Raw genomic sequence first — 25,812 nt, 5'->3', positions numbered from 1 at the left:
CATAGTCGAAACTGAATCATAACCCTGATAAATATAATAAAATCAACAATATAATGGACGTGAAAGATAAGATTGGAAGAGCGAGATGACTGTGACAGGTGTCACATAAAAGAAAATAGGGAAACCTACAAATGGTTCAGGCGTTCAATAGATTATTTTTTGCCGGATGTCGCTAACGCTAATCCGACCTAAGTATGAGATCTCACAGGACGGATTAACGCAGCGTCATCCACCAGCTTTTACTTCTCCAGCGGCCACAACCACGCCGCACCGCGTACGCCGCTGGAGTCGCCATGAACCGCTTTGCGAATCGGGGTTTCGCATTCACCGCCAAAGACCCACGGCTTCACTAGCTGCGGCACTGTTTTGTACAAACGTTCGTTGTTACTCATACCGCCGCCGAGCACGATCACATCGGGATCAATAATATTGACAATGTGGGCCAGTGATTTTGCCAGGCGCATTTCGTAGCGAGCGATCGCCAGTTCTGCAACCGGATCCTGTTGCTCGACTAAATGCATGATCTCATTACCCTTAAGGGCATGACCACTCAAACGAAGGTAATCTGTACCGAAGCCCGTGCCGGAAATAAAGGTTTCGATACAGCCTTGTTTGCCGCAGTAGCAAGGCACTTCCTCGCGAAAACGCAATTCGTCTTCATCCATCCATGGTAAAGGGTTATGGCCCCACTCACCCGCCGTACCGTTGCCGCCAATCAGGCTACGCCCGTTAATGGCGATGCCCGATCCACAGCCTGTACCGATGATCACCGCGAAAACCATTGCCGCACCGGCTGCAGCCCCGTCGGTTGCTTCAGAAACCGCCAGACAGTTAGCATCATTAGCAAGACGAACTTCACGCTGCAGAGCATCACACAGATCTTTATCGAAAGGTTGGCCGTTAAGCCAGGTTGAGTTGGCATTTTTGACCACGCGGGTATAAGGCGAGATCGAACCGGGTATACCGATACCTACGGTTCCAGTCTCACCAGTGGCCTCTTCTGCCAGGCGCACCAGCTCAACAATCGTGCCGATAGTCTGCTGGTAATCGTTTTTCGGCGTTGGCAAGCGATGGCGGAAAAGTTGTTTCCCGTCGTTGGCCAGAGCGATAACTTCTGTTTTTGTTCCACCTAAGTCGATACCAATACGCACGGCGATGCCCTCATTTAATTATTGTTATCAATAGAATAGAAGTGCAGCCCCGTAAAGGCAATGAAACACAGCGCCCGATTCGTTATCATGCCCGCTGCGTTTAACTGACAGTCCGGGAAATAATCATGGTGTGGTTCAAAAATTTAATGGTTTACCGTTTAAGCCGTGACATCACGCTTTCAGCGGATGACATGGAAAAACAGTTGGCCGCGTTTACTTTCACCCCTTGCGGTAGCCAGGATATGGCCAAGACCGGCTGGGTGTCGCCGATGGGTTCGCACAGCGATGCATTAACCCATGTTGCCAACGGGCAGATTGTGATTTGCGCCCGTAAAGAAGAAAAAATTCTCCCGGCTCCGGTGATTAAACAAGAACTGGAAGCGAAGATCAGCCGCCTTGAAGCCGAACAAGCTCGTAAGCTGAAAAAAACCGAGAAAGATTCCCTGAAAGATGAAGTGCTGCATTCTTTGCTGCCACGCGCTTTTAGTCGTTTCAATCAAACCATGATGTGGATTGATACCGTAAACGGTTTAATCATGGTGGATTGTGCCAGTGCCAAGAAAGCAGAAGATACTCTGGCGTTGCTGCGTAAAAGTCTTGGTTCGTTGCCAGTGGTGCCGCTTGCGCTCGAAAACCCAATTGAGCTGACACTGACCGAATGGGTTCGCTCAGGCGACGTACCTCCCGGCTTTGCGCTAATGGATGAAGCCGAGCTGAAAGCCATTCTTGAAGGCGGCGGTGTGATTCGTTGCAAGCAGCAGGACCTGGTTTGCGACGAAATTGCCGCACATATCGAAGCCGATAAAGTGGTCACTAAACTGGCTCTTGACTGGCAAGAACGTATTCAGTTTTTAATTGCTGACGACGGTTCGATTAAGCGTTTGAAATTTGCGGATACTATCCGTGAACAGAACGATGACATCGACCGCGAAGATTTTGGCCAACGTTTTGATGCTGATTTTATTCTGATGACAGGTGAATTAGCGGCGTTGATCAAAAGCCTGGTTGAAGCGTTAGGCGGCGAAGCCCAGCGCTAAAATCCGTTCCCTCTTCCCTATGGGAAGAGGGAAATAAATACATTATTTGTCGGCCAGATAACGGCAAAGATAGGAAGTCGGTTCAGCGACTTGTAAATGGAATTCACTGTGCCCAGGAACATGGAACACGGTGCCCGCAGCATACGTTTTCCATTCGGTTTCGCCCGGCAGTAAAACATGCAATGCCCCACTCACCACTGTCATTTCTTCTGGTTGAGCTGTGCCAAAAGTATATTCACCTTCAGCCATGACCCCAACACTTGCGCGGCCAGTGCTGCTGCTGGTAAACCCAATAGATTTCACTTTACCGGAAAAGTACTCATTACTTTGAAGCATGACCAGGCCCTTTTAAAAATAGTTGAAAAAACAATATAGAGGGGAACTTAAGAGCCTGTCACGCAAATTATTGCCTGCCGTTAAGCGAGCAATTCCGACGCCAGCCGAGCAATCAGCACGTTCGATAACAATACCGGAACATCCAATGATTTTTGCAGCAAATCACGATGTTTTTGATGAAAACCCAGGCAATCCAGAAGCAGTACATCCGCACCATCTGCTACCAGTTTCTTTCCTGCATCGATTAGATCCTGTTCCGTTCCATGAATCGGATTCGCCAATTCATACAGCGGTTCACTCTCTAAAAGTTGCCATTTTTGGCTCTGGAATTTAAGCATTTCAGGCACCGGGATAATAATCCCGACCTGATGCCCGACGACAATCGAGGCTACCAGCGGCGGGATGATGCGCTCTGGCTCCAGCAAAATACCTTTACGTACCGTTAGATTGGCAAAACGGTGTGAACTCATGAGTAAAATGACATCGAAACCCTGGTTATCCAGTACTTCAAGCACGTCCTGTAACGCACGCTCTACTTTCTGCTTCCCCAAAGAAATCAGAAGATTACCGGATAAAAGAGTGAGTAAAGGTTCTTCACCTGCCTCCGGAGCATATTCCGCCATCACTTCGTCATGCGAAAGATTACCAAGCAAGCTGAATAGTTTGATTTGATCAGCAGAAATGTGATCCGTGAGTAGCGGCAGGATTTCACTGACCGGAACAACGCCGATGGTGATAATTGCCAATGTTTGTTTCATGTTTCGTTCCGCCCTTGTCCCATATCAGCCCCTCACTGCTGCGCTGGTATCTTTCCTGTGAATGATACTCTGCTGAAGGTCGTTCAATAATTAACCACAAAGCGTAGCAGCATAATTGCAGAGCATCTGCCGGAATATTCAACGAAACGCCAACGACATTAGTACAACATCACGATAATTATTTTTTAACAAATGGATTAACTGAAAGATGTGATTTATCGCAGGTCATTGAGTTAATTCAAAAGAGGGAGAAGATGCGGCATCCTTGCCAGTGACACTAGGTTTTTTGCGGATCTTCGTAACGCCGCTTAGCATCCCGCGCTTCTTGTTCTGTTTCATGCTCGCTAATTAGCGTGTCAGGATGGGGATGGTCGGCACGAAGTTGATACCAGGTCACTGTTTGGTCCGTTGCGCCTTTTTCAACGGCAACAATTCGCGCTTCCCGTGGATATGGAGGATTGCTCGCCATCGCTCTTCCTTAGGTTATGGATGAGCGTTAAGTATAGACAATGATTAGCTGGCATGAGCCGTATGCAATGCCGCCAGCACCGCGGCGACGATTTCTTCAGGGGAACGCGTGGCATCAACAACATGGTGTGCGGCCTGGTTATAGAGCGCTTCACGGGCCGCAAGCACTTCGACGATTTCATCGGTAATCGGCCTACCGGTAAGCGTAGGACGCTGGCCTTCTTCCGGGAAAGCTTCTAAGCGTGAGGCCAGGATTTGCGCCGGTGCACGCAGGTAGATAACCACGCCGTGCTCGCGCATAAACTGACGATTGCTTTCGGCCAGCACCATGCCGCCCCCGGTCGCAATAACCGTACCTGGCGCCGTAACGCTTTGCAGCGCACCAGACTCACGGCGACGAAAACCGTCCCACCCTTCTTGTGCGACGATATCGGCAACGCTCATTTTGGTGGTCGTTAAAAGGTAATGGTCGGTATCAACAAAGTTACAGCCCAATGCCTGCGCTAATGCAACACCCACGGTTGTTTTGCCACAACCTCGTGCGCCGACTAAATAAATGGGTTGAGTCATCGGTGGCTAATCCTTAGAAGTCCGCCAAAGAGTGTCATCATACCAGCAAGCTAGTACGCGGTGTAGAATTACATCGGTATTAAGCGCTTTTAGAGCGACTGGCCACAAGCAGCCACTTTTCGAGTTCGTTCGCAAATAACTGACGGTCACGCTGATTAAGGCTGTCAGGCCCGCCGGTCTGCACACCACTGGCTCTCAATGTATCCATAAAATCACGCATCGTAAGGCGTTCACGAATGGTGGCAGGAGTGTAAAGTTCGCCGCGAGGATTGAGCGCAATCGCGCCCTTTTCCAGCACATCGGCAGCCAAAGGAATATCCGCCGTCACCACTAAATCGCCTTTTTCACAGCGCCTGACAATTTCGTTATCGGCCACATCAAAACCCGATGCCACTTGCAGGCTACGAATAAAACGCGAAGGCGGCGTTTTCATTCCCTGGTTTGCCACCAGAGTTACCATGGTTTGCGTGCGTTCAGCGGCACGAAACAACACTTCTTTTATCACTTTTGGACACGCATCTGCATCCACCCAAATTTGCATCACGACTCCTGATTGCCGACGCTGATGGATGGGATCTTGCCGTGCTTTTTCAGAATCGCAAACTTTATCTTTGCCTGCGGTTAGCCGAAGCCAGTGAAATCACGTTAAGCTATGCTCATCACACAACTCAAAACGATGGAGTGAGACTTTGGATAAGAAAATTGGATTTATCGGTTGCGGCAATATGGGAAAAGCCATTCTTGGTGGTCTGATAGCCAGTGGGCAAGTGCTTCCAGGCAACATCTGGGTCTATACACCATCGCCCGATAAAGTCGATGCCTTGCGCGAGCAATACGGTATTAATGCCGCGCAAAGTGCACAGGAAGTTGCTCAAATTGCCGATATCGTTTTCGGTGCGGTGAAGCCCAATGTGATGCTAAAAGTGCTCGGTGAAGTCAATTCCAGCCTGAATAAAGATACGGTGGTGATTTCCATTGCCGCAGGCATCACACTGGATTCGCTGGCAAAAGCCCTGGGACACGACCGTAAAATTATCCGTGCCATGCCCAATACGCCAGCCCTGGTGAATGCCGGGATGACCTCAATCACGCCAAACGCGTTAGTCACCTCTGAAGATATTGCCGATGCGGTGAATATTTTCCGCAGCTTTGGTCTTGCTGAGGTGGTGTCGGAAACCATGATTCACCCGGTTGTGGGCGTGAGCGGTTCCGCCCCGGCATATGTGTTTATGTTTATTGAAGCGATGGCTGATGCTGCGGTACTGGGCGGAATGCCGCGTAAGCAGGCTTATCAGTTCGCGGCACAAGCGGTTATGGGTTCGGCGAAAATGGTTCTGGAAACCGGCCAGCATCCGGGCGAGTTGAAGGATATGGTCTGCTCACCCGGCGGAACAACGATTGAAGCGGTAAAAGTTCTGGAAGAAAAAGGGTTCAGAGCTGCTGTGATGGAAGCCGTGGTGAAGTGTATGGCGAAGTCTGAGCATTTAGGTAAATCGTAATCCTTATGCCCTCTCCTGCTTTCAGGTGAGGGCTTTATGCTGCTATATCAGCCACTTCAGTACGGCTTCGTCCAAGTTTTTTAGCTTTATACAACGCCACATCTGCCGCTTTTAACCATTCTCGATAGTTCACCATGTGCTTATTGAACTCCGCAACGCCCACGCTTATGCGCAGCGGTACATGAGGTGCTCGCGGTAAACGAAACTCGTCGAGATAGTCACGAACGCGAGCCATCGCCTGGATTGCACTTTCTTGCGGCGTCCCTGACATAATGACCCCAAACTCATCGCCACCGAACCGCCCTATCACATCGGTAATTCGCAGGCTAAGCTGCAAATGTTCAGTAATGGCGAGAATGGCTTCATCACCCACATCATGTCCAAATGAGTCGTTAATCGATTTGAAGTGGTCGATATCAATGAGCAATAGCGTCGCACTACGTTGATAACGTTGGCAGTTGTCATACTCGCCGTGCAGCAAATGCTCCCAGTGACGGCGGTTATATACCCCAGTCATACCATCGCGAGTGCTCATTTGCATCAACCTGCGTTTATGTTCCGAAAGTTTGAGCGCGGTGCGGTAACTGACGAGGCCAAAGTAAACGGGATAAACAAGCAGAAACGGCAGGCAAATCCATACCTGTGATGGCATGGTTTCCAGATTAAGAGGAATGCGTGCCAACCCTAGCGTTAACAGGCAACTCAGCAAGATCACCCCAAGCCCCATCCCAAACAATTTTACCCCACCACAGCCCACGTTGTTCATGCACAACATGGTGAAAATCAATGCCGAAGGAAGCGCATTCAGCCCCATGACGGCAATCCACACGCCACCCATTAATGAATCAACCATTAAATTGCGGATTTCTGCCCGGGCCGGGTCGCTCGAGCGATCGGCAGTTTGCCAGGCAAAATGCGGCCAGATAAAGCCATAAGCGACCAATAACAACCACCACCAACCGGACACTGGCTGCAAAACTAATACCGAAGAGACACAGAAAAAACCTGTCGCTAAGCCAATGATTCTTGGGATGTACAGGCGGCGGGCGAACCGTCGACCCGAGCGGTGCCTGTCTTCGTCAAGGTACGTTGAGCTTTCCATAATTCCCCCAGGAAGCCATCTACCAGAGCTGAATTCATCATTCATGATATTTAGGAATATTCTGAAACATTTGCCGTAATTATAGAAACTCAGGCCAGGGGGGAAGTATGATTTTTCGGGTGAGTCAGCGAACCGACTCACCCATTTAGGTTATTTGATTTGTTTTTTCAGGCAATTACTCATGAAAGTTTTTCGCGCATCGCCTGATAATGTCTGTTTGCCCGCCTGAGCATTACAATCTTTCATTTTCTGCTGCTGCGGAGTCAGACTCTTATCTGCTGGCTCTGACTGGCTGTTCTTCAGGCAGTTGCTCATGTAAGTTTTGCGTTCATCACCTTTCAGGGTTTGTGATGTGGCTTGCTGGTTACATGAAGTCATGCGTTGCTGTTGCGGAGTCATTGCTTTATCTGCTGCGGTTGCGGCCCCAACAACACCTGCCAGTAACACCATCATTAATACTGTTTTCATAGCACCATCCTTTTTATTGTGGTGCTTTAATTTTGGGTCGAGGTTTCCGAAAAGGCGAATATCCCAACGCTATAAGGGAAATTAAATGGGTTTAGTTAAAGAATAAAACCATGAACTGTCGTTTTACTTTAACTTCCCTTAATAATAAAAAACTTCAGCGATAGTGACGCAGGCAATCAATTCCGCGGTTGGGTTAACAGCTTATCTAAATATTGCTTTAGAAGGTCAGTATCACGCTCCGTTACCGCTTCGGTAGGTCGGACTTCATTTAGCGCGCTTTGAATATGGGTGACCATGGCCTGCCGATCATTCTTATCCATTCGGCAAAGCATGGCAGTAACAACTATTTCCAGGGCTTCAATTTGTGCGACAAACTCTTTTGACTCTTCTTCTTTTTCGGCGAGTTTAGACAGTAACTCAGAGATGAGATTCTTCATATTTATTGCCCAAAGGGATACGAAGCATGACGTTAACATTCTGATTTCATGTTGCATAGAGGGAGGCGAGACTATTTTTATACGGCTCTGCAAATATGTGTCAGAGAGCAAAAAAAATAGTATTACCCGTTATTTAGCATCTAAAAATAACTCTGAAATCATGGCGCGATCTCATTTCTTTTTTCGTCTTGTTGCTTTTTACGCTGCAACATTACAGCTAATTGCCAAACGTTGAGCAATACCACCACTGCCGTTGCAATAAATACCCATCGAAAACCGGCCATCGCAGAAACACCGGCCCCAATTAATGGCCCGACAACATTACCAAGATACATAAACGATTGATTATAACCAAATATCCGGCCTGTCACCTGATCGCTTGAATATTTCACCAACAAGGTTTGCACAGCCGGTAACATAGCCCCATCAGCAAAACCAAGTAAAAAGCGTAATACAGCTAGCTGCATCGGGGATGTCACCCATGACATAGCAAAAAATAATATCACTGAAAAAATTAGCGTCGCCATTAATACTCGGGCTGTACCGATTCTGTCGCCTAACTTTCCGAGTCGGGGGGCAGAAATAAGCGCGGATATACCCGGCACTGCGGCAATAAATCCACTAATAAACGCGATATTGTTACTTTCCGGAGACAGATGTTTTATAAAAAGCGCGAGTATCGGGCCAATAGAGCCATTACAAAGTTGTATGACCATGGTGGTGACAAACAGGCTAATCATTAATTTGGGATAGGGTAAGGAAGCGAATACTGCTTTGCCGGATAAACGGTTTGCTTTGCTGATATTAGGACGCCCCCCTTCTTTGATCAGAAATAATGTCACTAAAAAGCTGACCATCAACAATGCCGCGGTGACGTAAAACACCATCCGCAAACCAAGGGTGTCGGCCATATAGCCTCCCAAAAGTGGGCCGACAATCACCCCACTGATTTGCGCCGTAGAAAGTGTGCTCAAAGCCCAGCCGCTGCGCTCACGCGGAACTTGAGAAGCCACTAATGCCATGGCATTGGGAATATATCCGGAAGTCAGCCCCATCACGGCGCGTAAAATAAACAGTTGCCAGACGTTGGTCGCAAACGCCTGCAATAAAATAGCCACCGCCATACCCAGCGAGGCTCGCAGTAACATCAGTTTTCGACCTTTACGATCGGCAAGGCTGCCCCACATCGGCGACACTATCGCCGAGACCAGAAAGGTTACGCTGAATGTAAGCCCGGACCACATGGATAACGCTTCATGAGAAGTCACGCCGAGCTGCTCAACATAGAGCGGTAAAAAAGGAAGAATTTGGCTAATGGCGAGGCCGGTAAAAAAACAACCAAACCATACCGAGATAATATTGACCTTCCAGGATTCCATACGGGGCACGCTTAATTAGTGGGGTAAAAAAAGCCAGGCTGAATACTGTGAAGTTTATCATACAAATATAGGTTATCTACAAAGGCCATAACCCCGCATACCCAGGTGGAAATGGTCAGCATGTGCCGCATTGTATTCCGGGCCGAGTGAGTTGCCAAAATATGGGCAGCCGTTTTCAAACGCAGCGTGAAGATATTCCCGCCCTTTCCCATCTGAACGCCAGCCTTTCAGAATGCTGATTTGTTGCTGGTTGGCAAAGCCAAATCCGCTGATATCGAGCGCATCCGCCGTAGCATGCTCGCTCAAACGCGCGCCTTCACGATTGTAAATGTTGCGGCAGGCAAAACTCCCTAAATGATTGATATGAGTGAGTCGGCTGCCAAATTCACTCTGCGCTAACGGTACGGCGCGTTGATGAACAAACATCGTGCTGCTCAGTGCCAATGGGCAGCTGGCCAGAAAACTACTACTGAGCGCAACACTGCCAAAATTTTGCACGCGTACGGTATCGGTCAGCGGGCAATTTCCTGTGGTATCGGACACGCTACGGAAATTGAGTTGCCCGCGTTGTTTCGCCTGTTGTAACAGGGCGAGACAAGCCTGCGGATGGTTAGCCAAAGCCCGGAGTTTGTAGTGTGTGACAAGCGTTGGCGGGTCGTCAATAGAAAGCGGAGCAAAGGGATTGTACTGCGCGGGCACACGCTCATAGAGCCAAAAGCCTGTCGCGGCCACGATGACCATGCCAATAACAATCGTCACTCCTTTCACCATCCCATCACCTGATATTGTTTACGGAATAATCATTATAGAAGTTGAGCCGTTTTAAGCGTCAGGAAGCACATGAATCCTCGTAATGAGCGTGGTATGTTGTCCGCCTTTGTACTGTTTAAGGATGGGTTTGGGCATGGCAAAACTGCGGGTTGGGATTGTGTTTGGGGGCAAGTCAGCTGAACACGAAGTATCGCTACAGTCGGCGAAGAATATTGTCGACGCCATTGATAAATCAAAGTTTGAGGTGGTGTTACTGGGCATTGATAAAAAAGGCCAGTGGCATGTCAATGATGCATCCAACTATCTGTTAAATGCAGAAAACCCAGCATTGATTGCCCTGAATCGCTCAGGAACCAATGTTGCCGTGGTGCCAGGCCAAACAGAGAATCAACTGATTGAGTCCTCCTCCGCGCAGTTTTTAGCACCTGTAGACGTTATTTTCCCGATAGTTCACGGCACGTTGGGCGAAGATGGCTCCCTGCAAGGGATGCTACGCATGGCGAACCTTCCGTTTGTCGGTTCTGGCGTGTTAGGTTCAGCCGTAAGCATGGATAAAGACGTGACCAAGCGTCTGCTACGCGATGCTGGGCTGAATATCGCTCCGTTTATCACGCTGACCCGCGCCAACCGCAACAAGATTAGCTTCGCAGAAATTGATGCGAAACTGGGCCTGCCACTGTTTATCAAACCTGCCAACCAGGGTTCATCCGTCGGCGTCAGCAAAGTGAATAACGCGGCACAATATGAAACAGCTGTCGCCTTAGCTTTCGAGTTCGACCATAAAGTTGTGGTTGAAACCGGGATTAAAGGCCGTGAAATTGAATGCGCGGTATTAGGCAATGACGAACCTCAAGCAAGTACCTGCGGCGAAGTCGTGGTAAGCAGCGATTTTTATTCGTATGACACTAAATATATTGATGATAAAGGCGCACAAGTTGTTGTGCCGGCGGCGATTTCAGCCGACATCAACGATAAAATTCGTGACATTGCGGTGCGTGCTTATCAGACGCTGGAATGCAGTGGAATGGCGCGTGTTGACGTATTCCTGACTGACGATAATGAAGTTATTATCAATGAGATCAATACGCTGCCAGGGTTTACGAATATCAGTATGTATCCAAAACTCTGGCAGGCGAGCGGCTTAGATTATCAAACGCTGATTACACGTTTGATTGAACTGGCTCTCGAGCGAAACCTGCAAGATTGCGCGTTGAAAAGTTCAATTACCGCCTAAGACTTAATCTTTCGCCGTCGTCGGTTCTTCAGGTTCCGGGCGACGGCGAATAATAAATCCCGCCAACCAGAAGCAAATCACCCAGGTTACCAACCCGACTGCATAATTCTGCCAGCCTTCGGTTTTAAACCCCAACAAGCCAATCACACCGTTCAAAATAAAGATGAGACCAATCGCCACGGCATAGTAGTGCCAGTCACGGCGCATTTTTGAAGACAATGTTTTAGCAGACATGATGCAACCCGTCAGGATAAAGAGAGGGCTTATTGTGGCATAGCCCACGGCGAGAAACCGCACGTAAATGCGGGCTAAACAGGATTTTGTTACGTGAATTTCACATAAGTTACAGATATGTGATCTCAGACATACATTCACAAACCAGGAGCATTCCGCACGTTAAATTACCAACAATCTGATATTGACAATGCATATGACCTGCCAAACTCAACGCAATTGAAGTATCAGGCCGCAGCCTGAATCGTTTTACTGTTGCATGGGAGGTCGTGATGGCTGATATGAGTTTGTCGAAACAGGTTGTTCCTGTAATAACCACGATTTCAACAACCAAAACAGAGAGATCTACCCGGAGTAATCTGGCATACGCTGCGTTCATTTTGCTGTGCTTTTGGGTTGGAATGCAGATTCTGAGTCTGATGGCTCACGCCCCGGGCGTGCTTGAGCACCTTGCCCAAGGTAATGATACTACCCGCCCACGCATTGAAATGGGGTTCATCGTCAGCACTGTATTTGGTGTAGTGCCGTTTCTCGCCGGTTGTGCACTACTGGGTGTGGTGAGCCTGGTGCTGAAGTTCCACCATCGTTTTCACTTTTAAATCAATCCATAGTTAAATCAATGAATATACGCAGGGCTATCTGCCCTGCGCAGTCAAATATCAACGTTTCATACACGCTGCCCGTCGTTCATCGACCCGCTTTGCAAACCATGCCGTCGTCAGATTACGGGTGATTTTCGGACTTTCCAGCGTAATTCCCGGCAACATTTCTCGCGGCAATTTCTTACCGGATTTCTTCTCTGCTATCGCATAAACCTGCTGATATAAATCCGTTTTTTCAAAGTCTATGCTGTCGCCTTTTTGCAAAGCCCGGTGAATTTGGCTTTCGCTCATATCAAGCTTGCTTGCCAGCTTCCTGACCGCCAGCTCAGTGCTGCCCGCTTTGTCGGTGTTATACAAAATTAAATCGCCATCTAACGCCAGTTTTACACCGGTTGCCTTGCTGACGGCATTCTGGAACGCCGCGTTGCGACTGGCGTACCATCCCGCATTGAAATCTGCAAAGCGGTATAGTGGCTGAGTGTAACTCGCCGGGTAGTTCAGCAGATGGTAAGTGCCGAACCACAACCCGCCGCGACGAGTAAACACTTCCTGCCGCACGGTTCCTTCCATTTTCCACGGGTAGCCGCTGGTGTGTTGTTCGGCAAACGCGATGCTGACTTGCATAGGGCCACCGGTATGAACCGGATTGAGATTACCAAACAGTTTTTGCCCCATCGGCACCATATCGATGAAATCATCAAAAATCGCGCTCAGTTGCCCCTCGGTTTTAACGTTATCCAGTCGTTCGCTGTAGCTCTTGCCGTTGGGTGATTTGATGAGTAACGCGGTGTGAACCAGAAACGCTGGGATATGCATTTTTTCAGCACGGCGGTCAATTTCCTTCCAGGCAATTTTACTCAAATTGGGGACTGCCGGGTCAGCCACGAGATTAGACTCCTGCTGCGCCACCGCCAGCACAGAGCAGATATTCTCTTCGCTTGGGGCGATATCCTGGCTCTTAAACGTGGTTGCTAAATCTTTCGCCCAGCTATTTCTGTCTTTTACGCTGACAGGGATTTTTTGCTTTACCACTGTTTCGACATCAACCGGTTTAGTGGTTTCCGAAACGGAAGGCGCAGTTTTAGTGGTACAACCCGCCAGCACGAAAAGCGCGCTAAGGCTTAAAGCAAAAAGACCATGTTGCCTGTTTAACATACTCATATCGTTCCATTTTGATTGTTTTTATCGAGTCAGACGAAACAATAACAGTTATGCGGCAAGGCGTTTATCAGAGTTTGGCTTATAGTTAATGAACCTCCTGGCACTGACAAAATGTGCGCTTTTCTTGACACAAACTTGACAATTAGTTGCCTGGTCAGTAATTTCAAATGTAATTACTGACCAGGCAACTAATTCATGAGCAACAATCTGAATTTAAGCGACGATAAAATCGACAACAAATTCCACCTCGGTTTACTCATTCATCTCGCAAATCAATTTAAAGATCAGCTTATCAGCCAGTATTTCTCCGGCATGGATATTACTGCGGCACAATTTAAGGTGTTGATTAGTATCTATAAAGGCGTAACCAGCCCCGTTATTATCAGCAAAAACCTGGTGATGGATGCTGGTGCCATGAGCCGCATGATTGAGCGTATGGTCAAGCGTGAACTGATTGTTCGTCACCCAAATCCACAGGATAAGCGCCAGGTGATTCTGGCTCTAACCGACAAAGGCCAACTGATCTGCGATCGTTTTCAAAATGAAGCGCTTGCCTCAATCATCAGTGACCTTACCGCACGCCTGACGCAGGATGAATCCCAGCAACTGGTCGCATTGATTACAAAAATGCTGCCGGATGACATTACTGCGCCACATCGATAACACCGTATAAAGGCCAAAAGATGGAAACCAATCCAGAAGTGCACGTTGAGCGTTCCAGTAAGCGCAAACGTAATTTTATTATTTTTATCCTGATTCTAGTGCTGGCAGCCGCGGGTTGTCTGGCCTGGTATATGTTATATGCGCGTTACTACGAGTCGACAGACGATGCCTATGTAAACGGCAATCAGGTCATGCTCACTCCGCAAATTAACGGCACGGTGACGCAAGTGACGGCTGACGAAGGGGATTACGTTGAGAAAGGCCAACCGCTCGTTTTGCTTGATCCCAGCGATACCAAAATAGCACTGCAACAAGCGGAAGCCAGTCTGGCAAATACTGTACGGCAGGTTCGTGGTTTATACAGCACCGCGGATAACTACCGGGCGCAAGTTGCCGCGAAACAGGTGGCCCTGCAAACCGCTCAAAATGACTATGCGCGTCGTCAGAAAATTTTCTCAACTGGCGCAATTGCTGCAGAAGATCTTTCGCATTACCGCGATGCAGTTACCAGCGCACAAAGTGATTTAGCCGCCGCGCAACAGACATTGCGGACCAACCTTGCGATGGTCGACGATACCGTGATTGATACCCACCCGGAAATCAAAACCGCCGTTGCAACGCTTCGCCAGCGTTACCTTGATAATGCACGTACCACGATTGTGGCCCCTGTTAGCGGTTACGTCGCTAAACGCGCGGTGCAACTGGGTATGCGCGTCACTTCAGGCACAACGCTGCTGGCCATCGTGCCGCTTAATGAAGTTTGGGTGGATGCCAACTTCAAAGAAAGTCAGATGAACACGATGCGTCTGGGGCAAAAAGTCACGATCAACGCCGATTTATACGGTGATGACGTGGAATATCACGGCACCATTGAGAGCCTGGGCATTGGTACCGGCAGCGCGTTTTCCCTGCTGCCAGCTCAGAATGCCAGCGGCAACTGGATCAAGATTGTTCAGCGTTTACCAGTGCGTATTACGCTAGATCCGCATGATATGCAGAAGCATCCGCTGCGTGTGGGTTTGTCGATGAATGTCCGCGTAGATATTCGCAATAATGAAGAGGGTCATTTGCTGCCACAGCAAACGGTTAGCACGCCTCGTTTCACCACGGATGTCTATCAAGATTCGCTGGAAGCGGCTGACAAACTGGTGACGAAAATCCTTCATGACAACAGTAATGCGGTAGCGTCAAGCGCCCATTAAGAGAGACGTTATGCAAGATAAGGCTGCATTTACGCCTCCCAATATGTGGCTGGCGGTGCTCGCGCTATCGCTGGCAACATTTATGCAGGTGCTGGACTCCACCATCGCAAACGTGGCGTTGCCCACTATTGCCGGTAATCTCGGTGTGAGTGCGGATCAAGGCACATGGGTCATCACCTCGTTTGCGGTATGTAACGCCATCGCTCTGCCGCTCACCGGCTGGTTTACCCGTCGCTTCGGGCAACTGAAGCTGTTTATCGGCTCGGTGGTGATGTTCACCCTCACCTCGTTCCTGTGTGGCTTTGCCCACAGTATGACCGAGCTGATTTTCTTTCGCGCTCTGCAAGGTTTCTTCGCCGGGCCGATGTTCCCAATGTGCCAGACGTTATTGCTGGTGATCTTCCCTTCCAGCAAACGCAGTATGGCGCTGGCGTTGCTGTCGATGGTGACGGTCGTTGCGCCTATTGTCGGCCCGATTACCGGCGGCTGGATTACCGATAACTACTCGTGGCCATGGATTTTCTATATCAACGTACCGATTGGGATATTTGCTTCGATTGTGGTCTGGACGCAGATGCGTGCTCGCGAAGAAACCACGACTCACGCGCCAATCGACTATATCGGTATCGCGCTATTGGTTCTGGGCGTGGGGCTGTTGCAGGTGGTGCTGGATAAAGGCAACGATCTGGACTGGTTCTCCTCAACGCACATCATCATTATGTCGGTGATTTCGGCGATTTCGCTGGTGTCGTTTGTTATGTGGGAGCTGGGCGAGCGGCACCCGATTGTGAACCTGCGCCTGTTCAAAGATCGGAACTTTGCTATCGGTACGCTTTCACTGACATTGGGCTATGCGGCGTTCTTCGCCATCAACATTATTCTGCCGCAGTGGTTACAAACGCAGATGGGTTACACAGCGATTTGGGCTGGTCTTGCTGCCGCACCAATGGGTGTGCTGCCGCTTATCATGACGCCGATCATCGGGCGTTACGCAACCAAGTTCGACCTGCGTATTCTGGCCTCGCTGTCATTCCTGACCATGGGGGCTTCGTGCCTGATTCGCGCGCAGTTTAATACCGACGTGGATTTCCGCACCATCGCTGAAGTGCAGCTGTTTATGGGGATTGGCGTGGCGTTCTTCTTTATGCCGATTACCACCATTGTGCTGTCGAATCTGAACGGTGCAGAAGTCGCGGAAGGTTCAGGCCTTGCAACGTTCTTCCGCGTGCTGGGTGGTTCTTTCGCTTCGTCATTGACGACCTGGATTTGGTCGCGCCGTGAAGTCTTCCACCATGCGAACCTTACTGAGAGCGTCTCCAACTACAATCCAGCAGCGGTGGATTATCTGGATAAAATGGGTGGAGCAACGCAGCAACACATGGCGTTTATAGACAAAACTATTGAGCAGCAGGCCTACATGATGTCGACCATCGACTACTTCTGGATTTTAGGTTGGGGGTTTATGGCGCTGATTATCGTGATTTGGTTTGCCCGGCCGCCGTTTGTTCGTTCGGGCGCACCGAGCGCACCATCTGCAGGGCATTAAATCAAACGGGCGGAATTTATCCGCCCGTTTTCTTTTAGACTATCTCACCCGCTTCTTCGACAGGTATATCCTGCAAAGTGCGCTCGAAACTGCGCAGACGCTTGTAGATGGACATCAGTTCCACCAGCGTAGTCCACGAGTTAATTAGATACTGGAATGCACTGCGCACGCGGTCGAACACATTGGTTATTTGCGTCATTAGACCAAGGGTAATCGTTCCGGCCACAATAGACGGGAACAGCAAAATGAGCCCGAAAATATTATCGACTTGCAGATAGAGAATACGGGCAATATTAAAGTAAGTGTAATGGAAATAAAGGCGGAAATAATTCTGTCTCACCGCATTATAGAGAGCTTTAATCGTCGGAGGCGCTGCGCGTGATGGATCATCTTCGCCATAAACCAGCTCTTTACGATAAGCAGCTTCAACACGCTGATTATTAAACTGCAATCCAGGTAATTTAATCCCCACAACCGCCAACAGGCCGGTTCCCATCACAGACCAGACAATCGCCGCAATAACCAGCCCATACGGTAAATGCCCTACGAGCGGCAGTTCTGGCACGTGAGGAGAAAGCGCGACAAGCACAGGAAGAAAGGCTATCAGGGTCATGATCGACTGCAATAAGCTGACCCCCATATCTTCGAGCGTAGAAGCAAAGCGCATGGTGTCTTCCTGCACACGCTGCGCAGCACCTTCAATATGTCGAAGGCGTTGCCAATGCTCCATATAATATTCGTTCATTGCCGTACGCCAGCGGAAAATATAGTGGCTAATAAAGAAGTTATTTAACACCGCAACGGTCACTGAAATTAACGCAATGCCGAGAAAAATACCTAGCTCACTGTAAAACTGGCTGATAGTGACTTTATGAGGAGCACTGAGCGCCTGCTGAATCAGATCGTAAAATGGCGCATACCAGGCGTTAATGGCAACGCTCACTTCCACTAAAAACCAGGTGACGAACACAATGAGTGCTGAACCAAGTATCGACCAGCGCTGCCAACGATGCGGGGAATAAACAGACCAAAATAGATAAAACAAGCCCACACTAACAGCATAGAAACCGTAGAAAACCAGCGATTTTAATGACCAAAAACGCGCAGCACTAATAGGATCCTCATTTGAGGCTCCGGCCAAACGTTGAAGCCAATTGCCTCCGCCAGCTTGCCAGAAAACAACGGCGATCATCGCCCAAATAAAAGCCGACAGAAAAAAGGCTGTCGGACGAGGGAAAAACGATTTAAACATCTACAACACTCCTGAAAACAAACTCTTATTGTTATGACCACCCGGGCGCGATAAGGCTCGCTCAATGTTGTATCAAGAGATGTCAGGCTAAGGGTGCTTTACCAGTCGGTGAGGATATCTGCGGTCGTTTTTACTCGCAGAGTATTTCCCGGAATCGTAAAGTTGCGCCAGACATCGTTGTAATGCTCGATCAACACTTCGGCAAGAGCCGCCGGACGATTTGCTGTGGTATGGGCATCAAGGGCGACAGTCATAGCATAACCACGGCTGGCTCCATTTTTAATAGTAGCGTCAACGCAATAATCCGTTGCACAACCACACACCACAAATTCGTTTATTTGATGACGGGTGAGAACTTCTTCAAGGTCTGTGCGATAAAACGCATCGCATGCAGTTTTGGTGATATAAAGCGCATCAGCAGGTTGATGAAGTTCGGGCAACAAAGCAAATGCCGCTGTCCCTTGCTCCAGCCCTTGTTCAGTATGCTGGATAAAAATGACTTTATCGGCGGCGTCGATCAGCTGGTTAATGCGTTTCGTACACATTTCACGATTATGACGAGGGGCATCAAACACCCCATTCTGCATATCAATAACCATTAGTACACGTAGGGCTGCCATGATTTCGCTCTCTTCGTCTCAGAAGGAAAGAGCGTAGCACAACCCGGTTTGAGCATTAAACGGTATAAAGTTTAGGTGCGCCAGGTGGTCGGGTTTTGAAACGACGATGCAACCACAGGTACTGTTCAGGTGCACGCATGATTTCGTGTTCAATTTTACGGTTCATGTACTCAGCGGCAGCTTGTTCATCATCAATCGGGTAATCGTCCATTTCCGCCCCAATAACCAGCTGATAGCCTGAGCCATCAGATTTGCGGTATAGCACAATCGTGAGAAGTGCGGGCTTTGCCAGACGGGCAATGGTGTAAGTCCCGTTGGTCGTTGCAGCCTGCGGTACGGCGAAGAAGGGTGCAAATGAACTGCCTTTCGGGCCGTAATCCTGATCGGGTGCAAACCACACCGCTTCACCGGATTTCAGCGCCTTCACCATGCCTTTTAAGTTGCGTCTGTCGATCATGGCTTTATTGGAACGCGAACGCCCACGGGTTTGAACATATTCCATCGCTTTATTGTTATGCGGGCGATACATCGCCATCATTGGACGGCAAAGACCCATCACACGGCCCCCTAGTTCCAGCGACATAAAATGCACGCCGATAGCCAGCACGCCTTTCCCTTTGTCGCAAGCGGCGGTGATATGCTCAAGCCCGCTGACATCAAACCATTTGCGAACCCGCGCATCAGACCAGAACCAGGCCATACCCGTTTCAATCAACCCCATCCCCAGCGAGGAGAAATTCTGCTTTACGAGTTTATCAATTTGCTCGTCGCTGTAGTGTGGGAAGCAAAGTTTGAGGTTCTGGCGGGCAATGGAAACCCGGCGTTTAAGGAAACGCATTGACGCCCGGCCAATTACGTCACCCATTTTCAGTAATACGGGATAGGGTAGTTGTACCCAAAGCCACAAAATAGCCAGACCAAACCAGGTCAGCCAATAGCGGGGGTGAAGGAGATCTTTTCGGAAAAACTGTTTGCTAGACATTATCAACTTCTGTATGCGTGATTAGTGTGTATCGCATAAGGAACTGAATCATTAGCGGTACAGCGATTGCCATGACTAAGACGCCACCCGGCGGTAATAGTTGCAGCACGGTCATTATAGTGGCTCTGATGATACGCATTTTCTAATCAAGCCATGTATAGATGTTGTCAGTTTTTTTGCGAATTTCGTCCTATTCCGTCAGTTATAGGAGTTATAAGCTGTTTGTCGCTCATAAAAGAACCTAAGAATGTCTGATTTTATCTTTTACTTTGTTGGCAGCGCAGGCGAATTAACGCACAAAAAACTCGCTGAAATGCCACGTTACGTTTTTTCTCATCACATTCCTCATTTTCCACGTTTGCGCAGCGCTGTAGAGTAGTATAAATACGATCAATCAATATCGCTCCACTTCGTCTAATGGGTTACCTGCGTTGAAAATTCGTCTCCCGCGCTTAGCTGCGCTCGTTATTGCCGCGCTGCCAATTTTGAGCTTTGCACAAACTTCACCCGATCCTGTTTTTGCTTCAGATATTACAGACCGTTATGCCAATCATATTTATTACGGTACTGGTGCGACTGGTATGGCGATGGTGGTGATCGATGGTAATCAGCGCGTTTTCAGAAGCTTCGGTGAAACCAGGCCTGGCAATAACGTTCGCCCGCAACTGGACTCGGTTATCCGCATTGCTTCCCTGAGCAAGCTAATGACCAGCGAAATGTTGGTCAAAATGTTAGATCAGGGCAAAGTTCAACTGAATGATCCGTTGAGCAAATACGCTCCCGCAGGTGCCAGAGTTCCCACATACAACGGTAAACCTATCACTCTGGTGAATCTGGCAACACATACCAGTGCTTTACCTCGCGAACAGCCCGGCGGTGCCGCTCATCGCACCGTGTTTACCTGGCCCACGCGCGATCAACGTTGGAATTGGCTTGCCACTGCGAGTTTAAAAAGTGCTCCTGGAACTATCGCCTCTTATTCAAATTTAGCTTTTGATTTGCTTGCGGACGCGTTGGCACGTGCAGCCGGGAAGCCTTATCCCGCTTTATTTGAAGAACAGATTACCCGTCCCCTCGGCATGAAGGACACCACATTCACGCCCTCGCCCGATCAGTGCAAACGCTTGATGGTGGCGGAAAAAGGAGCCAGCCCTTGTGATAACACTCTCGCAGCCATTGGTAGCGGCGGAGTTTATTCCACACCAGACGATATGATGCGTTGGATGCAACAATTCCTGACTTCTGACTTCCACCGTCGCAATACCCAAGCCGACAGAATGCAGACTCTTATCTATCAACGTGCGCAATTGACTAAAGTTATTGGTATGGATGTACCGGGAAAAGCAGATGCTTTAGGACTGGGTTGGGTGTATATGGCACCTAAAAAGGGTCGTCCGGGTATTGTGCAGAAAACTGGCGGCGGAGGCGGTTTTATCACCTATATGGCGATGGTTCCAGAAAGTAATGTGGGTGTTTTTGTCGTTGTCACTCGCTCACCATTAACTCGTTTTGTGAATATGAGTGACGGTGTGAATGATTTAGTTTCAGAATTAAGCGGTTTCATACCACAAGTAAATCCAGCATCTTAATAACTGAGCAGGTCGATAAATCGACCTGCTTTTTTAATAACTACTTGGTAAATGACTCACTGATTTCAGCTTGCCTTTTTCCATCTCAATATAGTTTCCTTTGCGAAGCGCGGACAATATTTCCGCAATGACTGAGCGTGATATTTTTGTTCTTTTTTGTATAAAATTAATCACGCCTGTACGGGCTCGAAGATCGGGACTCCATGAGTCCATCAAAAGTAAAGTGGCCCGAATTTGTGAATAAGTAGTGGCTCCGACGAAGTTAGCATCACGCTGCTCAAAACTGCGTAAAAGATATGTTGTCCAGTGACATGCTTGTTGCCATAATTTATTTTTTTCTATGACCTCAAAAGCCTGACTTACTGGAAGAGAAAAGCCCTGACAATCGGTTTGAGTTGTTATGCGATATTCAATATGAGACTTATGAAATACATTCGCCATGCCGATTAATGTTGGTGAAGAAACAAGCTCCATCAAAACATCATTTTTTTCTCTGTGTAATAGAATACTCCCCTCACTAAAAAACAATATTAATGCCTCGCCTTTTTCATTGAACATACTAAATTCACTGTCCGCTGGCACGGTAAACATCTTGCCAACCCCCACCAACCTGCTGCGAATACTTTCGAGCTGGGTCAATGGTTTTGTATACATAATAGATATTCCTTTATCTTGGGGGGAGGTTAATAAAATGCCCGTCACTATTAGAGACAGGCATTTATTATAAACATTTAACTCGGATTAGATATAATATTAATGAGGCGCAAGAAATTATATCTCTGAACTAAGCTATTTCTATATTATTACCAGGTGTACTTCACACCCACATTCGCAGACCAGTCTTGATCAACATCACCACCACCCAGGTAGTTAGTGTCAGCATAAGCAGCGAAGTTTTTGGTGAAGCTAAACTGAGTACCTAATCCTACACGAACGGCAGAACCTTCAACTCCATTGTCTATGCTATCACCATTCACATCAGCACTATTGCTGTTTGAATCGTCATAGACATAAGCCAGTTTGAAGTACGGGGTCAGAGCCTGATCACCATAGTCGAAGGTATAACCAGCATCCATACCTAACTCATAACGCATGCTATCGTAAGACTGGCTACCCACTTTCATATCATTGCTAAGTTGGTAGTTGTCACCATCCTGGAACAGGCCAGAGATAGAAGCATATGGAGTCAAATAGCCGTGCTGATCAAGTTGCAGATCGTAGCCCAGCTTCATACCAAAGCCCCAGGCATCAGAAGAAGCATCTCCGCTAACCGCAGCACCGTTGCTCATGGTAGCCGATAAATCATTGCTGTAATGGCTATAGCTCAACGTTGAATCAAGGAAGATGTTGTTCTGGAAGCGAGCAGAGGAATAGATACGGGCAGACTGGCTGTCCTGATCAACCTGGCCGCTGTTATCACTGATATCGCCTTTAGCAAAACCTGCCGCAGCACCAACAGTCCACTTAGCACTGTTACCTTCAACCACAGTATCCAGGCCAACCATGATGCCATTAACATCCTGGTCATAGTTCAAGACGTTAGTATCGCCGGAGAAACTACCACCGATGTAAGTGACCCATGCACCGCCAGCATCAGCTGTTGGCGTATGGCGACCATTTGCCAGGCGTGTTGCCAGAGCATCTTGCTCCAGGTTCCAGATGTTGGTATTTGCAGAAGGGATACTTAACGCCATGTTGGCGTAGTCAGTCAATCGATCCTGCTTCAGAACAACGCTGTTACCATTCTGCTCAGCTTGATACGTGTAAGCACCCAGGTCTGCTTTGTTGGCCGCAGAGAAGGTCGCAGTGCTATTGTTGTCGTTCACATAGATCAGCTCGTTACCGTTATAGTCACCGACTGAGCCCTTACCAGTTGCGTTGTCAATACGCACTTTATAGTTACCGGTTGCGGCAGCAACGTTGTCACCAACATTATCGACTTCGTTCTGACCTGCTTCTGACTGATCAACATCATAAGCGTCGCCATTACCGTTAATGGTCAAGTGACCATCAGAATTCATGGCGATCACACCGTAGCCGTAGTTAGACTGAGAAGTGTCGTTGGTACGGTCATTGCTCAAGTCAGCATCCAGCACATAACGGTTGCTGTGAATGTCGAAAGTACCCGCGTGGATATTACCGGAAGCATCAGTAGTGCTGGTCACGTTCAGTACATCAGTACGGAATGAGCTTGAGCTTGACTGATCGGTATTCACATCAAACAGACCATCGTTGGTTACAGTGATGGTGTTTGCATACAAAGCAGCATCACTCACATTCCAGCCAGCAGAAACATCATTAGCCAGAGATACGGTACTGTTGTCGATAGTCAAAGAGTCAGTTGCAACATGACCATCTTCCCCGATTTTCAGAGCAGAACCGCCGGTCAGAGTAATCGAGTCAGAAACCAAAGAGGAATCAGCCACATTTACCAAAGAACCGCTGTTAATATTCAGCGTATCAATCAGAGATGCTTTGGTAGTATCCCATTCTGAACCACCGTTCAGCGTTACGTTGAACAGGCCGCTCTGATAAACTTCGTTACCAGCAACATGACCTTCATCATATGCAGTATCAGCGTTATCGATACCGTAAGTTGATGATGGCCACAGGCTATTAGCTGCGATATCGATTAGTGTTGCAGTTGCATCAGTGCCTGGTGCATAAGTATAAGAGTCATTGACACCATCTTCATCAGTATCAATTTCAACCTGATGTACAGATATGGCTGCGCCAACCCATTTGCTACCGTTATTCAGGGTAACATCCATGCGATCAGTGCCATCCCAACCGTTAGTATCAACATTGGCATCGGTATCACGATAAGAATCAGCACCGTTCGGGAAGAAGTTCTCATCAAAGTTGCTTGAGAAGACAACATCACCCATCAGCGTAGAATTGCTGAGGTTTACGGTTGTCTGCATGGCATTGTCAGCATACGGGCTCGCAATAGCTGCGATCGCAACATCATCAGCAGTAGGAGTATTACTATAATCACTTGCATTGCCAGTGTTTCCAAACCACCCAGATGAACCTTCATCCGTCCAGGAACCGGAAGTCACGGTAGAATCAGCGACAGTAATTGTATTATTGAACACCTCACCACTGTTTACGCCAGTGCTAACAGTATTGTCATCAATATCTTCCCACTCATAGCCCTGAGTCAGGGTTATGCCCGCGACGTGTGAGTTATTTTGAATGACAAGATCAACTTCCTGATTCAGAGTGATCGCCGTACCCATATCGTATACATCTACAACATGCGTATCTGCTGCGTCATTATACGTGCCGTTGTAAGTGTAATATTCGTAGTTGTCATCAATTGTTGAATTATCAACGGTCAATGCTAGTCGGTCATAGTTATAATCCGCTGTACGACCATCGGCACAGTCCGTGGTCATACACTCAGAAGTGATCATACCGTGAATGGTACTGTTTTTGATTGTCAGGCTATTATCATTGGTGTTGGTAGAAATACCATCATCCAGATAGTACGTGGAAATAACACCATTTACAGTAGAGTTAGTGATTACCGGATAAATATCACCATTGTAGAAGCTATCAGTATCATAGTTATTCCAGCCGGCATATCCCTGATAGTAAACACCATCGGTATAAGTAGAATCATTGTAGTGAACGAAAGTATTGTATGTCGTACCGGAGACATCATTACTTGCAGCACTTGCCTGAGAGGCAATTGCCAAAGTGCAGGCCACTGCTAGTTGAGATACAACGAGTTTCTTTTTCCAAGAATGCATTTGTCATCCCTCCCAAGGGACTTAATCTTATGTTGGTCCATCAATAGTCAATGCAGTAAGCAGTTAACACCAATACGTGTAATTGTATTAGCCAGGAGGATTATTATGTTCCTAAAGCAATTCGTTCAATTAGTTTCTTGATTAAGTACGGAAACAAACTAATAACACAACGTAACCAACAAAAATAAAAACATAAACCACACAAATAACAAACCCTCTTTTCCCACAACCTCGAAAATATAAACAACCAATTATTTAATATGGCAATTTAATTAACTGGAAAAAATAGAATGTTAATTGAGAGGTATGTTTTAAAAAAAACATCCTAACTTCAAGAAGAATAGTGAGTAAAAGTGATGACTGAAATCAAAAGAGGTAATACATCATCTTATAATTTCCAGATTTAGATGTATTACCTTTATATAGATTAAACGCGGATAGTATCGTCGCCGAAACCGATCCATTTGTATGTCGTCAAAGCTTCAAGTCCCATCGGGCCACGAGCATGAAGTTTCTGTGTACTCACTGCCACTTCCGCACCCAGTCCAAACTGGCCACCATCGGTGAAACGAGTTGAAGCGTTCACATACACTGCTGAAGAATCAACCTCATTCACAAAACGATTTGCATGGCTTAACGTACGCGTCAGGATCGCATCGGAATGCTGTGTGCCATGCTCGCGAATATGTTCAATCGCGCCATCTATATCTGCAACAACTTTCACATTCAGATGCAACGACAACCATTCGTCGTCATAATTTTCTGCTTTCACCGGTACCACTTCTGCAGGGCCATTTTGCAAAACAGGCAAAGATTTTTCATCAGCATGTAGCGTGACACCGGATTTTGCCATTTGCTGACTAAATACCGGTAAGAAAGCCCCGGCAATGCCTTGATGTACCAAAATCGTTTCAACCGTATTACAGGTACTCGGCCGCTGTGTTTTCGCATTAACGATGATATTGAGTGCTGGAGTAAATTCAGCGCTTCCAT

The 25,812-nt window shown here is 47.9% G+C and carries 27 protein-coding genes; 8 read left to right on the top strand and 19 right to left on the bottom strand.

Features of this window, described 5'->3' with window-relative positions; translation table 11 throughout:
* Window positions 1-239 precede the first annotated feature (239 nt).
* Complete coding sequence (gene mak / locus GBAG_RS03805; protein WP_034493669.1) at window positions 240-1,151, bottom strand: fructokinase; 912 nt, start codon at window positions 1,149-1,151, stop codon at window positions 240-242.
* Between the two features lie 125 nt (window positions 1,152-1,276).
* On the opposite strand from mak, the gene rdgC reads away from it, so the two are divergent.
* Window positions 1,277-2,188 (top strand): recombination-associated protein RdgC, encoded by a 912-nt coding sequence (rdgC, locus tag GBAG_RS03800; RefSeq protein WP_034493668.1) that lies wholly within the window; start codon window positions 1,277-1,279, stop codon window positions 2,186-2,188.
* A gap of 42 nt (window positions 2,189-2,230) precedes the next feature.
* Here rdgC and ppnP read toward each other — a convergent pair whose 3' ends face one another.
* The 5 genes from ppnP to GBAG_RS03775 form a co-directional block, all read right to left on the bottom strand.
* Window positions 2,231-2,524: a pyrimidine/purine nucleoside phosphorylase gene (gene ppnP, locus GBAG_RS03795; protein WP_034493667.1), complete on the bottom strand. Its 294-nt coding sequence runs from the start codon at window positions 2,522-2,524 to the stop codon at window positions 2,231-2,233.
* Window positions 2,525-2,604: 80 nt separating this feature from the next.
* Entirely contained in the window at window positions 2,605-3,282 is a 678-nt protein-coding gene (locus tag GBAG_RS03790; RefSeq protein ID WP_034493666.1) for an AroM family protein, read from the bottom strand.
* Between the two features lie 277 nt (window positions 3,283-3,559).
* Window positions 3,560-3,751, bottom strand: coding sequence for a YaiA family protein (locus GBAG_RS03785; protein WP_034493665.1), 192 nt, complete (start codon window positions 3,749-3,751; stop codon window positions 3,560-3,562).
* A 44-nt stretch (window positions 3,752-3,795) separates the two neighbouring features.
* A complete protein-coding gene (aroL, locus tag GBAG_RS03780; RefSeq protein WP_034493664.1) occupies window positions 3,796-4,320 on the bottom strand; it encodes a shikimate kinase AroL in 525 nt (174 codons plus the stop codon).
* Between the two features lie 79 nt (window positions 4,321-4,399).
* Window positions 4,400-4,861 carry a YaiI/YqxD family protein gene (locus GBAG_RS03775; RefSeq protein WP_034493662.1) on the bottom strand — a complete coding sequence of 154 codons (462 nt, stop codon included), beginning with the start codon at window positions 4,859-4,861 and terminating at the stop codon, window positions 4,400-4,402.
* A gap of 148 nt (window positions 4,862-5,009) precedes the next feature.
* Here GBAG_RS03775 and proC point away from each other — a divergent pair, with 148 nt between their 5' ends.
* Window positions 5,010-5,819, top strand: coding sequence for a pyrroline-5-carboxylate reductase (proC, locus tag GBAG_RS03770; RefSeq protein WP_034493660.1), 810 nt, complete (start codon window positions 5,010-5,012; stop codon window positions 5,817-5,819).
* Window positions 5,820-5,853: 34 nt separating this feature from the next.
* Here the strand turns inward: proC and adrA are convergent, their stop codons facing one another.
* From adrA to GBAG_RS03745, 5 genes are all read right to left on the bottom strand, one after another.
* The gene (gene adrA, locus GBAG_RS03765) at window positions 5,854-6,981 is read right to left on the bottom strand and encodes a diguanylate cyclase AdrA (RefSeq protein WP_410372456.1); all 1,128 of its coding nucleotides are present in this window, start codon (window positions 6,979-6,981) and stop codon (window positions 5,854-5,856) included.
* A gap of 90 nt (window positions 6,982-7,071) precedes the next feature.
* Window positions 7,072-7,389, bottom strand: a complete 318-nt coding sequence (locus GBAG_RS03760; RefSeq protein ID WP_034493656.1) for a PsiF family protein — start codon at window positions 7,387-7,389, stop codon at window positions 7,072-7,074.
* A 176-nt stretch (window positions 7,390-7,565) separates the two neighbouring features.
* On the bottom strand, window positions 7,566-7,826 hold the full coding sequence (gene iraP, locus GBAG_RS03755) for an anti-adapter protein IraP (RefSeq protein ID WP_034493823.1): 261 nt from the start codon (window positions 7,824-7,826) through the stop codon (window positions 7,566-7,568).
* A gap of 158 nt (window positions 7,827-7,984) precedes the next feature.
* Entirely contained in the window at window positions 7,985-9,205 is a 1,221-nt protein-coding gene (locus GBAG_RS03750; protein ID WP_034493654.1) for a multidrug efflux MFS transporter, read from the bottom strand.
* Between the two features lie 72 nt (window positions 9,206-9,277).
* Window positions 9,278-9,976 carry an extensin-like domain-containing protein gene (locus tag GBAG_RS03745; protein WP_034493652.1) on the bottom strand — a complete coding sequence of 233 codons (699 nt, stop codon included), beginning with the start codon at window positions 9,974-9,976 and terminating at the stop codon, window positions 9,278-9,280.
* A 133-nt stretch (window positions 9,977-10,109) separates the two neighbouring features.
* Here GBAG_RS03745 and ddlA point away from each other — a divergent pair, with 133 nt between their 5' ends.
* The gene (ddlA, locus tag GBAG_RS03740) at window positions 10,110-11,210 is read left to right on the top strand and encodes a D-alanine--D-alanine ligase (RefSeq protein ID WP_034493651.1); all 1,101 of its coding nucleotides are present in this window, start codon (window positions 10,110-10,112) and stop codon (window positions 11,208-11,210) included.
* A gap of 3 nt (window positions 11,211-11,213) precedes the next feature.
* Here the strand turns inward: ddlA and GBAG_RS03735 are convergent, their stop codons facing one another.
* Complete coding sequence (locus tag GBAG_RS03735) at window positions 11,214-11,444, bottom strand: DUF2754 family protein (RefSeq protein ID WP_034493649.1); 231 nt, start codon at window positions 11,442-11,444, stop codon at window positions 11,214-11,216.
* A 272-nt stretch (window positions 11,445-11,716) separates the two neighbouring features.
* Here GBAG_RS03735 and GBAG_RS03730 point away from each other — a divergent pair, with 272 nt between their 5' ends.
* Entirely contained in the window at window positions 11,717-12,043 is a 327-nt protein-coding gene (locus tag GBAG_RS03730; RefSeq protein ID WP_034493647.1) for a DUF2755 family protein, read from the top strand.
* A gap of 60 nt (window positions 12,044-12,103) precedes the next feature.
* On the opposite strand, the gene GBAG_RS03725 is transcribed toward GBAG_RS03730, so the two are convergent.
* Window positions 12,104-13,201 carry a DUF1615 domain-containing protein gene (locus GBAG_RS03725; protein ID WP_034493822.1) on the bottom strand — a complete coding sequence of 366 codons (1,098 nt, stop codon included), beginning with the start codon at window positions 13,199-13,201 and terminating at the stop codon, window positions 12,104-12,106.
* Between the two features lie 201 nt (window positions 13,202-13,402).
* On the opposite strand from GBAG_RS03725, the gene GBAG_RS03720 reads away from it, so the two are divergent.
* The 3 genes from GBAG_RS03720 to GBAG_RS03710 are packed head-to-tail and all read left to right on the top strand — an operon-like array spanning window position 13,403 to window position 16,618.
* Complete coding sequence (locus GBAG_RS03720; RefSeq protein ID WP_034493645.1) at window positions 13,403-13,870, top strand: MarR family transcriptional regulator; 468 nt, start codon at window positions 13,403-13,405, stop codon at window positions 13,868-13,870.
* Between the two features lie 20 nt (window positions 13,871-13,890).
* The gene (locus tag GBAG_RS03715) at window positions 13,891-15,072 is read left to right on the top strand and encodes an HlyD/EmrA/EmrK family protein (RefSeq protein ID WP_034493643.1); all 1,182 of its coding nucleotides are present in this window, start codon (window positions 13,891-13,893) and stop codon (window positions 15,070-15,072) included.
* A gap of 10 nt (window positions 15,073-15,082) precedes the next feature.
* Window positions 15,083-16,618, top strand: coding sequence for a DHA2 family efflux MFS transporter permease subunit (locus GBAG_RS03710; RefSeq protein ID WP_034493641.1), 1,536 nt, complete (start codon window positions 15,083-15,085; stop codon window positions 16,616-16,618).
* A gap of 34 nt (window positions 16,619-16,652) precedes the next feature.
* On the opposite strand, the gene sbmA is transcribed toward GBAG_RS03710, so the two are convergent.
* The 3 genes from sbmA to lpxP all read right to left on the bottom strand — a co-directional run bounded on the left by sbmA (window position 16,653) and on the right by lpxP (window position 19,472).
* On the bottom strand, window positions 16,653-17,870 hold the full coding sequence (sbmA, locus tag GBAG_RS03705; protein ID WP_034493638.1) for a peptide antibiotic transporter SbmA: 1,218 nt from the start codon (window positions 17,868-17,870) through the stop codon (window positions 16,653-16,655).
* Between the two features lie 98 nt (window positions 17,871-17,968).
* Window positions 17,969-18,490 (bottom strand): isochorismatase family protein, encoded by a 522-nt coding sequence (locus GBAG_RS03700; RefSeq protein ID WP_034493635.1) that lies wholly within the window; start codon window positions 18,488-18,490, stop codon window positions 17,969-17,971.
* A 55-nt stretch (window positions 18,491-18,545) separates the two neighbouring features.
* Window positions 18,546-19,472, bottom strand: coding sequence for a kdo(2)-lipid IV(A) palmitoleoyltransferase (gene lpxP / locus GBAG_RS03695; RefSeq protein ID WP_034493634.1), 927 nt, complete (start codon window positions 19,470-19,472; stop codon window positions 18,546-18,548).
* 431 nt (window positions 19,473-19,903) lie between these two features.
* Between lpxP and ampH the strand changes: the two genes are divergently transcribed.
* Window positions 19,904-21,061, top strand: coding sequence for a D-alanyl-D-alanine-carboxypeptidase/endopeptidase AmpH (gene ampH, locus GBAG_RS03690; RefSeq protein ID WP_034493632.1), 1,158 nt, complete (start codon window positions 19,904-19,906; stop codon window positions 21,059-21,061).
* A 33-nt stretch (window positions 21,062-21,094) separates the two neighbouring features.
* Here ampH and GBAG_RS03685 read toward each other — a convergent pair whose 3' ends face one another.
* From GBAG_RS03685 to GBAG_RS03675, 3 genes are all read right to left on the bottom strand, one after another.
* Window positions 21,095-21,715, bottom strand: a complete 621-nt coding sequence (locus GBAG_RS03685; protein ID WP_034493630.1) for a helix-turn-helix domain-containing protein — start codon at window positions 21,713-21,715, stop codon at window positions 21,095-21,097.
* A 149-nt stretch (window positions 21,716-21,864) separates the two neighbouring features.
* Window positions 21,865-24,819 (bottom strand): autotransporter adhesin EhaB, encoded by a 2,955-nt coding sequence (gene ehaB, locus GBAG_RS03680; protein ID WP_034493628.1) that lies wholly within the window; start codon window positions 24,817-24,819, stop codon window positions 21,865-21,867.
* Between the two features lie 427 nt (window positions 24,820-25,246).
* The coding region (locus GBAG_RS03675; RefSeq protein WP_034493626.1) for an aldehyde dehydrogenase family protein at window positions 25,247-25,812 on the bottom strand (566 nt) is incomplete at its 5' end.

It is taken from the genome of Buttiauxella agrestis ATCC 33320 (genome assembly GCF_000735355.1).
Classification (GTDB): Bacteria; Pseudomonadota; Gammaproteobacteria; order Enterobacterales; family Enterobacteriaceae; genus Buttiauxella; species Buttiauxella agrestis.
This window is presented reverse-complemented; position numbering and strand designations above follow the sequence as displayed.

Bases quoted from the DNA above. Each gene is read 5' to 3' on its own strand.
- iraP (WP_034493823.1), bottom strand. From the start codon at position 7,826: ATGAAGAATCTCATCTCTGAGTTACTGTCTAAACTCGCCGAAAAAGAA.
- GBAG_RS03730 (WP_034493647.1), top strand. From the start codon at position 11,717: ATGGCTGATATGAGTTTGTCGAAACAGGTTGTTCCTGTAATAACCACG.
- ddlA (WP_034493651.1), top strand. From the start codon at position 10,110: ATGGCAAAACTGCGGGTTGGGATTGTGTTTGGGGGCAAGTCAGCTGAA.
- GBAG_RS03725 (WP_034493822.1), bottom strand. From the start codon at position 13,201: ATGTTAAACAGGCAACATGGTCTTTTTGCTTTAAGCCTTAGCGCGCTT.
- sbmA (WP_034493638.1), bottom strand. From the start codon at position 17,870: ATGTTTAAATCGTTTTTCCCTCGTCCGACAGCCTTTTTTCTGTCGGCT.
- GBAG_RS03750 (WP_034493654.1), bottom strand. From the start codon at position 9,205: ATGGAATCCTGGAAGGTCAATATTATCTCGGTATGGTTTGGTTGTTTT.
- GBAG_RS03685 (WP_034493630.1), bottom strand. From the start codon at position 21,715: ATGTATACAAAACCATTGACCCAGCTCGAAAGTATTCGCAGCAGGTTG.
- ehaB (WP_034493628.1), bottom strand. From the start codon at position 24,819: ATGCATTCTTGGAAAAAGAAACTCGTTGTATCTCAACTAGCAGTGGCC.
- lpxP (WP_034493634.1), bottom strand. From the start codon at position 19,472: ATGTCTAGCAAACAGTTTTTCCGAAAAGATCTCCTTCACCCCCGCTAT.
- ppnP (WP_034493667.1), bottom strand. From the start codon at position 2,524: ATGCTTCAAAGTAATGAGTACTTTTCCGGTAAAGTGAAATCTATTGGG.
- GBAG_RS03760 (WP_034493656.1), bottom strand. From the start codon at position 7,389: ATGAAAACAGTATTAATGATGGTGTTACTGGCAGGTGTTGTTGGGGCC.
- GBAG_RS03790 (WP_034493666.1), bottom strand. From the start codon at position 3,282: ATGAAACAAACATTGGCAATTATCACCATCGGCGTTGTTCCGGTCAGT.
- rdgC (WP_034493668.1), top strand. From the start codon at position 1,277: ATGGTGTGGTTCAAAAATTTAATGGTTTACCGTTTAAGCCGTGACATC.
- GBAG_RS03715 (WP_034493643.1), top strand. From the start codon at position 13,891: ATGGAAACCAATCCAGAAGTGCACGTTGAGCGTTCCAGTAAGCGCAAA.
- GBAG_RS03775 (WP_034493662.1), bottom strand. From the start codon at position 4,861: ATGCAAATTTGGGTGGATGCAGATGCGTGTCCAAAAGTGATAAAAGAA.
- aroL (WP_034493664.1), bottom strand. From the start codon at position 4,320: ATGACTCAACCCATTTATTTAGTCGGCGCACGAGGTTGTGGCAAAACA.
- GBAG_RS03785 (WP_034493665.1), bottom strand. From the start codon at position 3,751: ATGGCGAGCAATCCTCCATATCCACGGGAAGCGCGAATTGTTGCCGTT.
- GBAG_RS03700 (WP_034493635.1), bottom strand. From the start codon at position 18,490: ATGGCAGCCCTACGTGTACTAATGGTTATTGATATGCAGAATGGGGTG.
- GBAG_RS03720 (WP_034493645.1), top strand. From the start codon at position 13,403: ATGAGCAACAATCTGAATTTAAGCGACGATAAAATCGACAACAAATTC.
- GBAG_RS03710 (WP_034493641.1), top strand. From the start codon at position 15,083: ATGCAAGATAAGGCTGCATTTACGCCTCCCAATATGTGGCTGGCGGTG.
- GBAG_RS03745 (WP_034493652.1), bottom strand. From the start codon at position 9,976: ATGGTGAAAGGAGTGACGATTGTTATTGGCATGGTCATCGTGGCCGCG.
- GBAG_RS03735 (WP_034493649.1), bottom strand. From the start codon at position 11,444: ATGTCTGCTAAAACATTGTCTTCAAAAATGCGCCGTGACTGGCACTAC.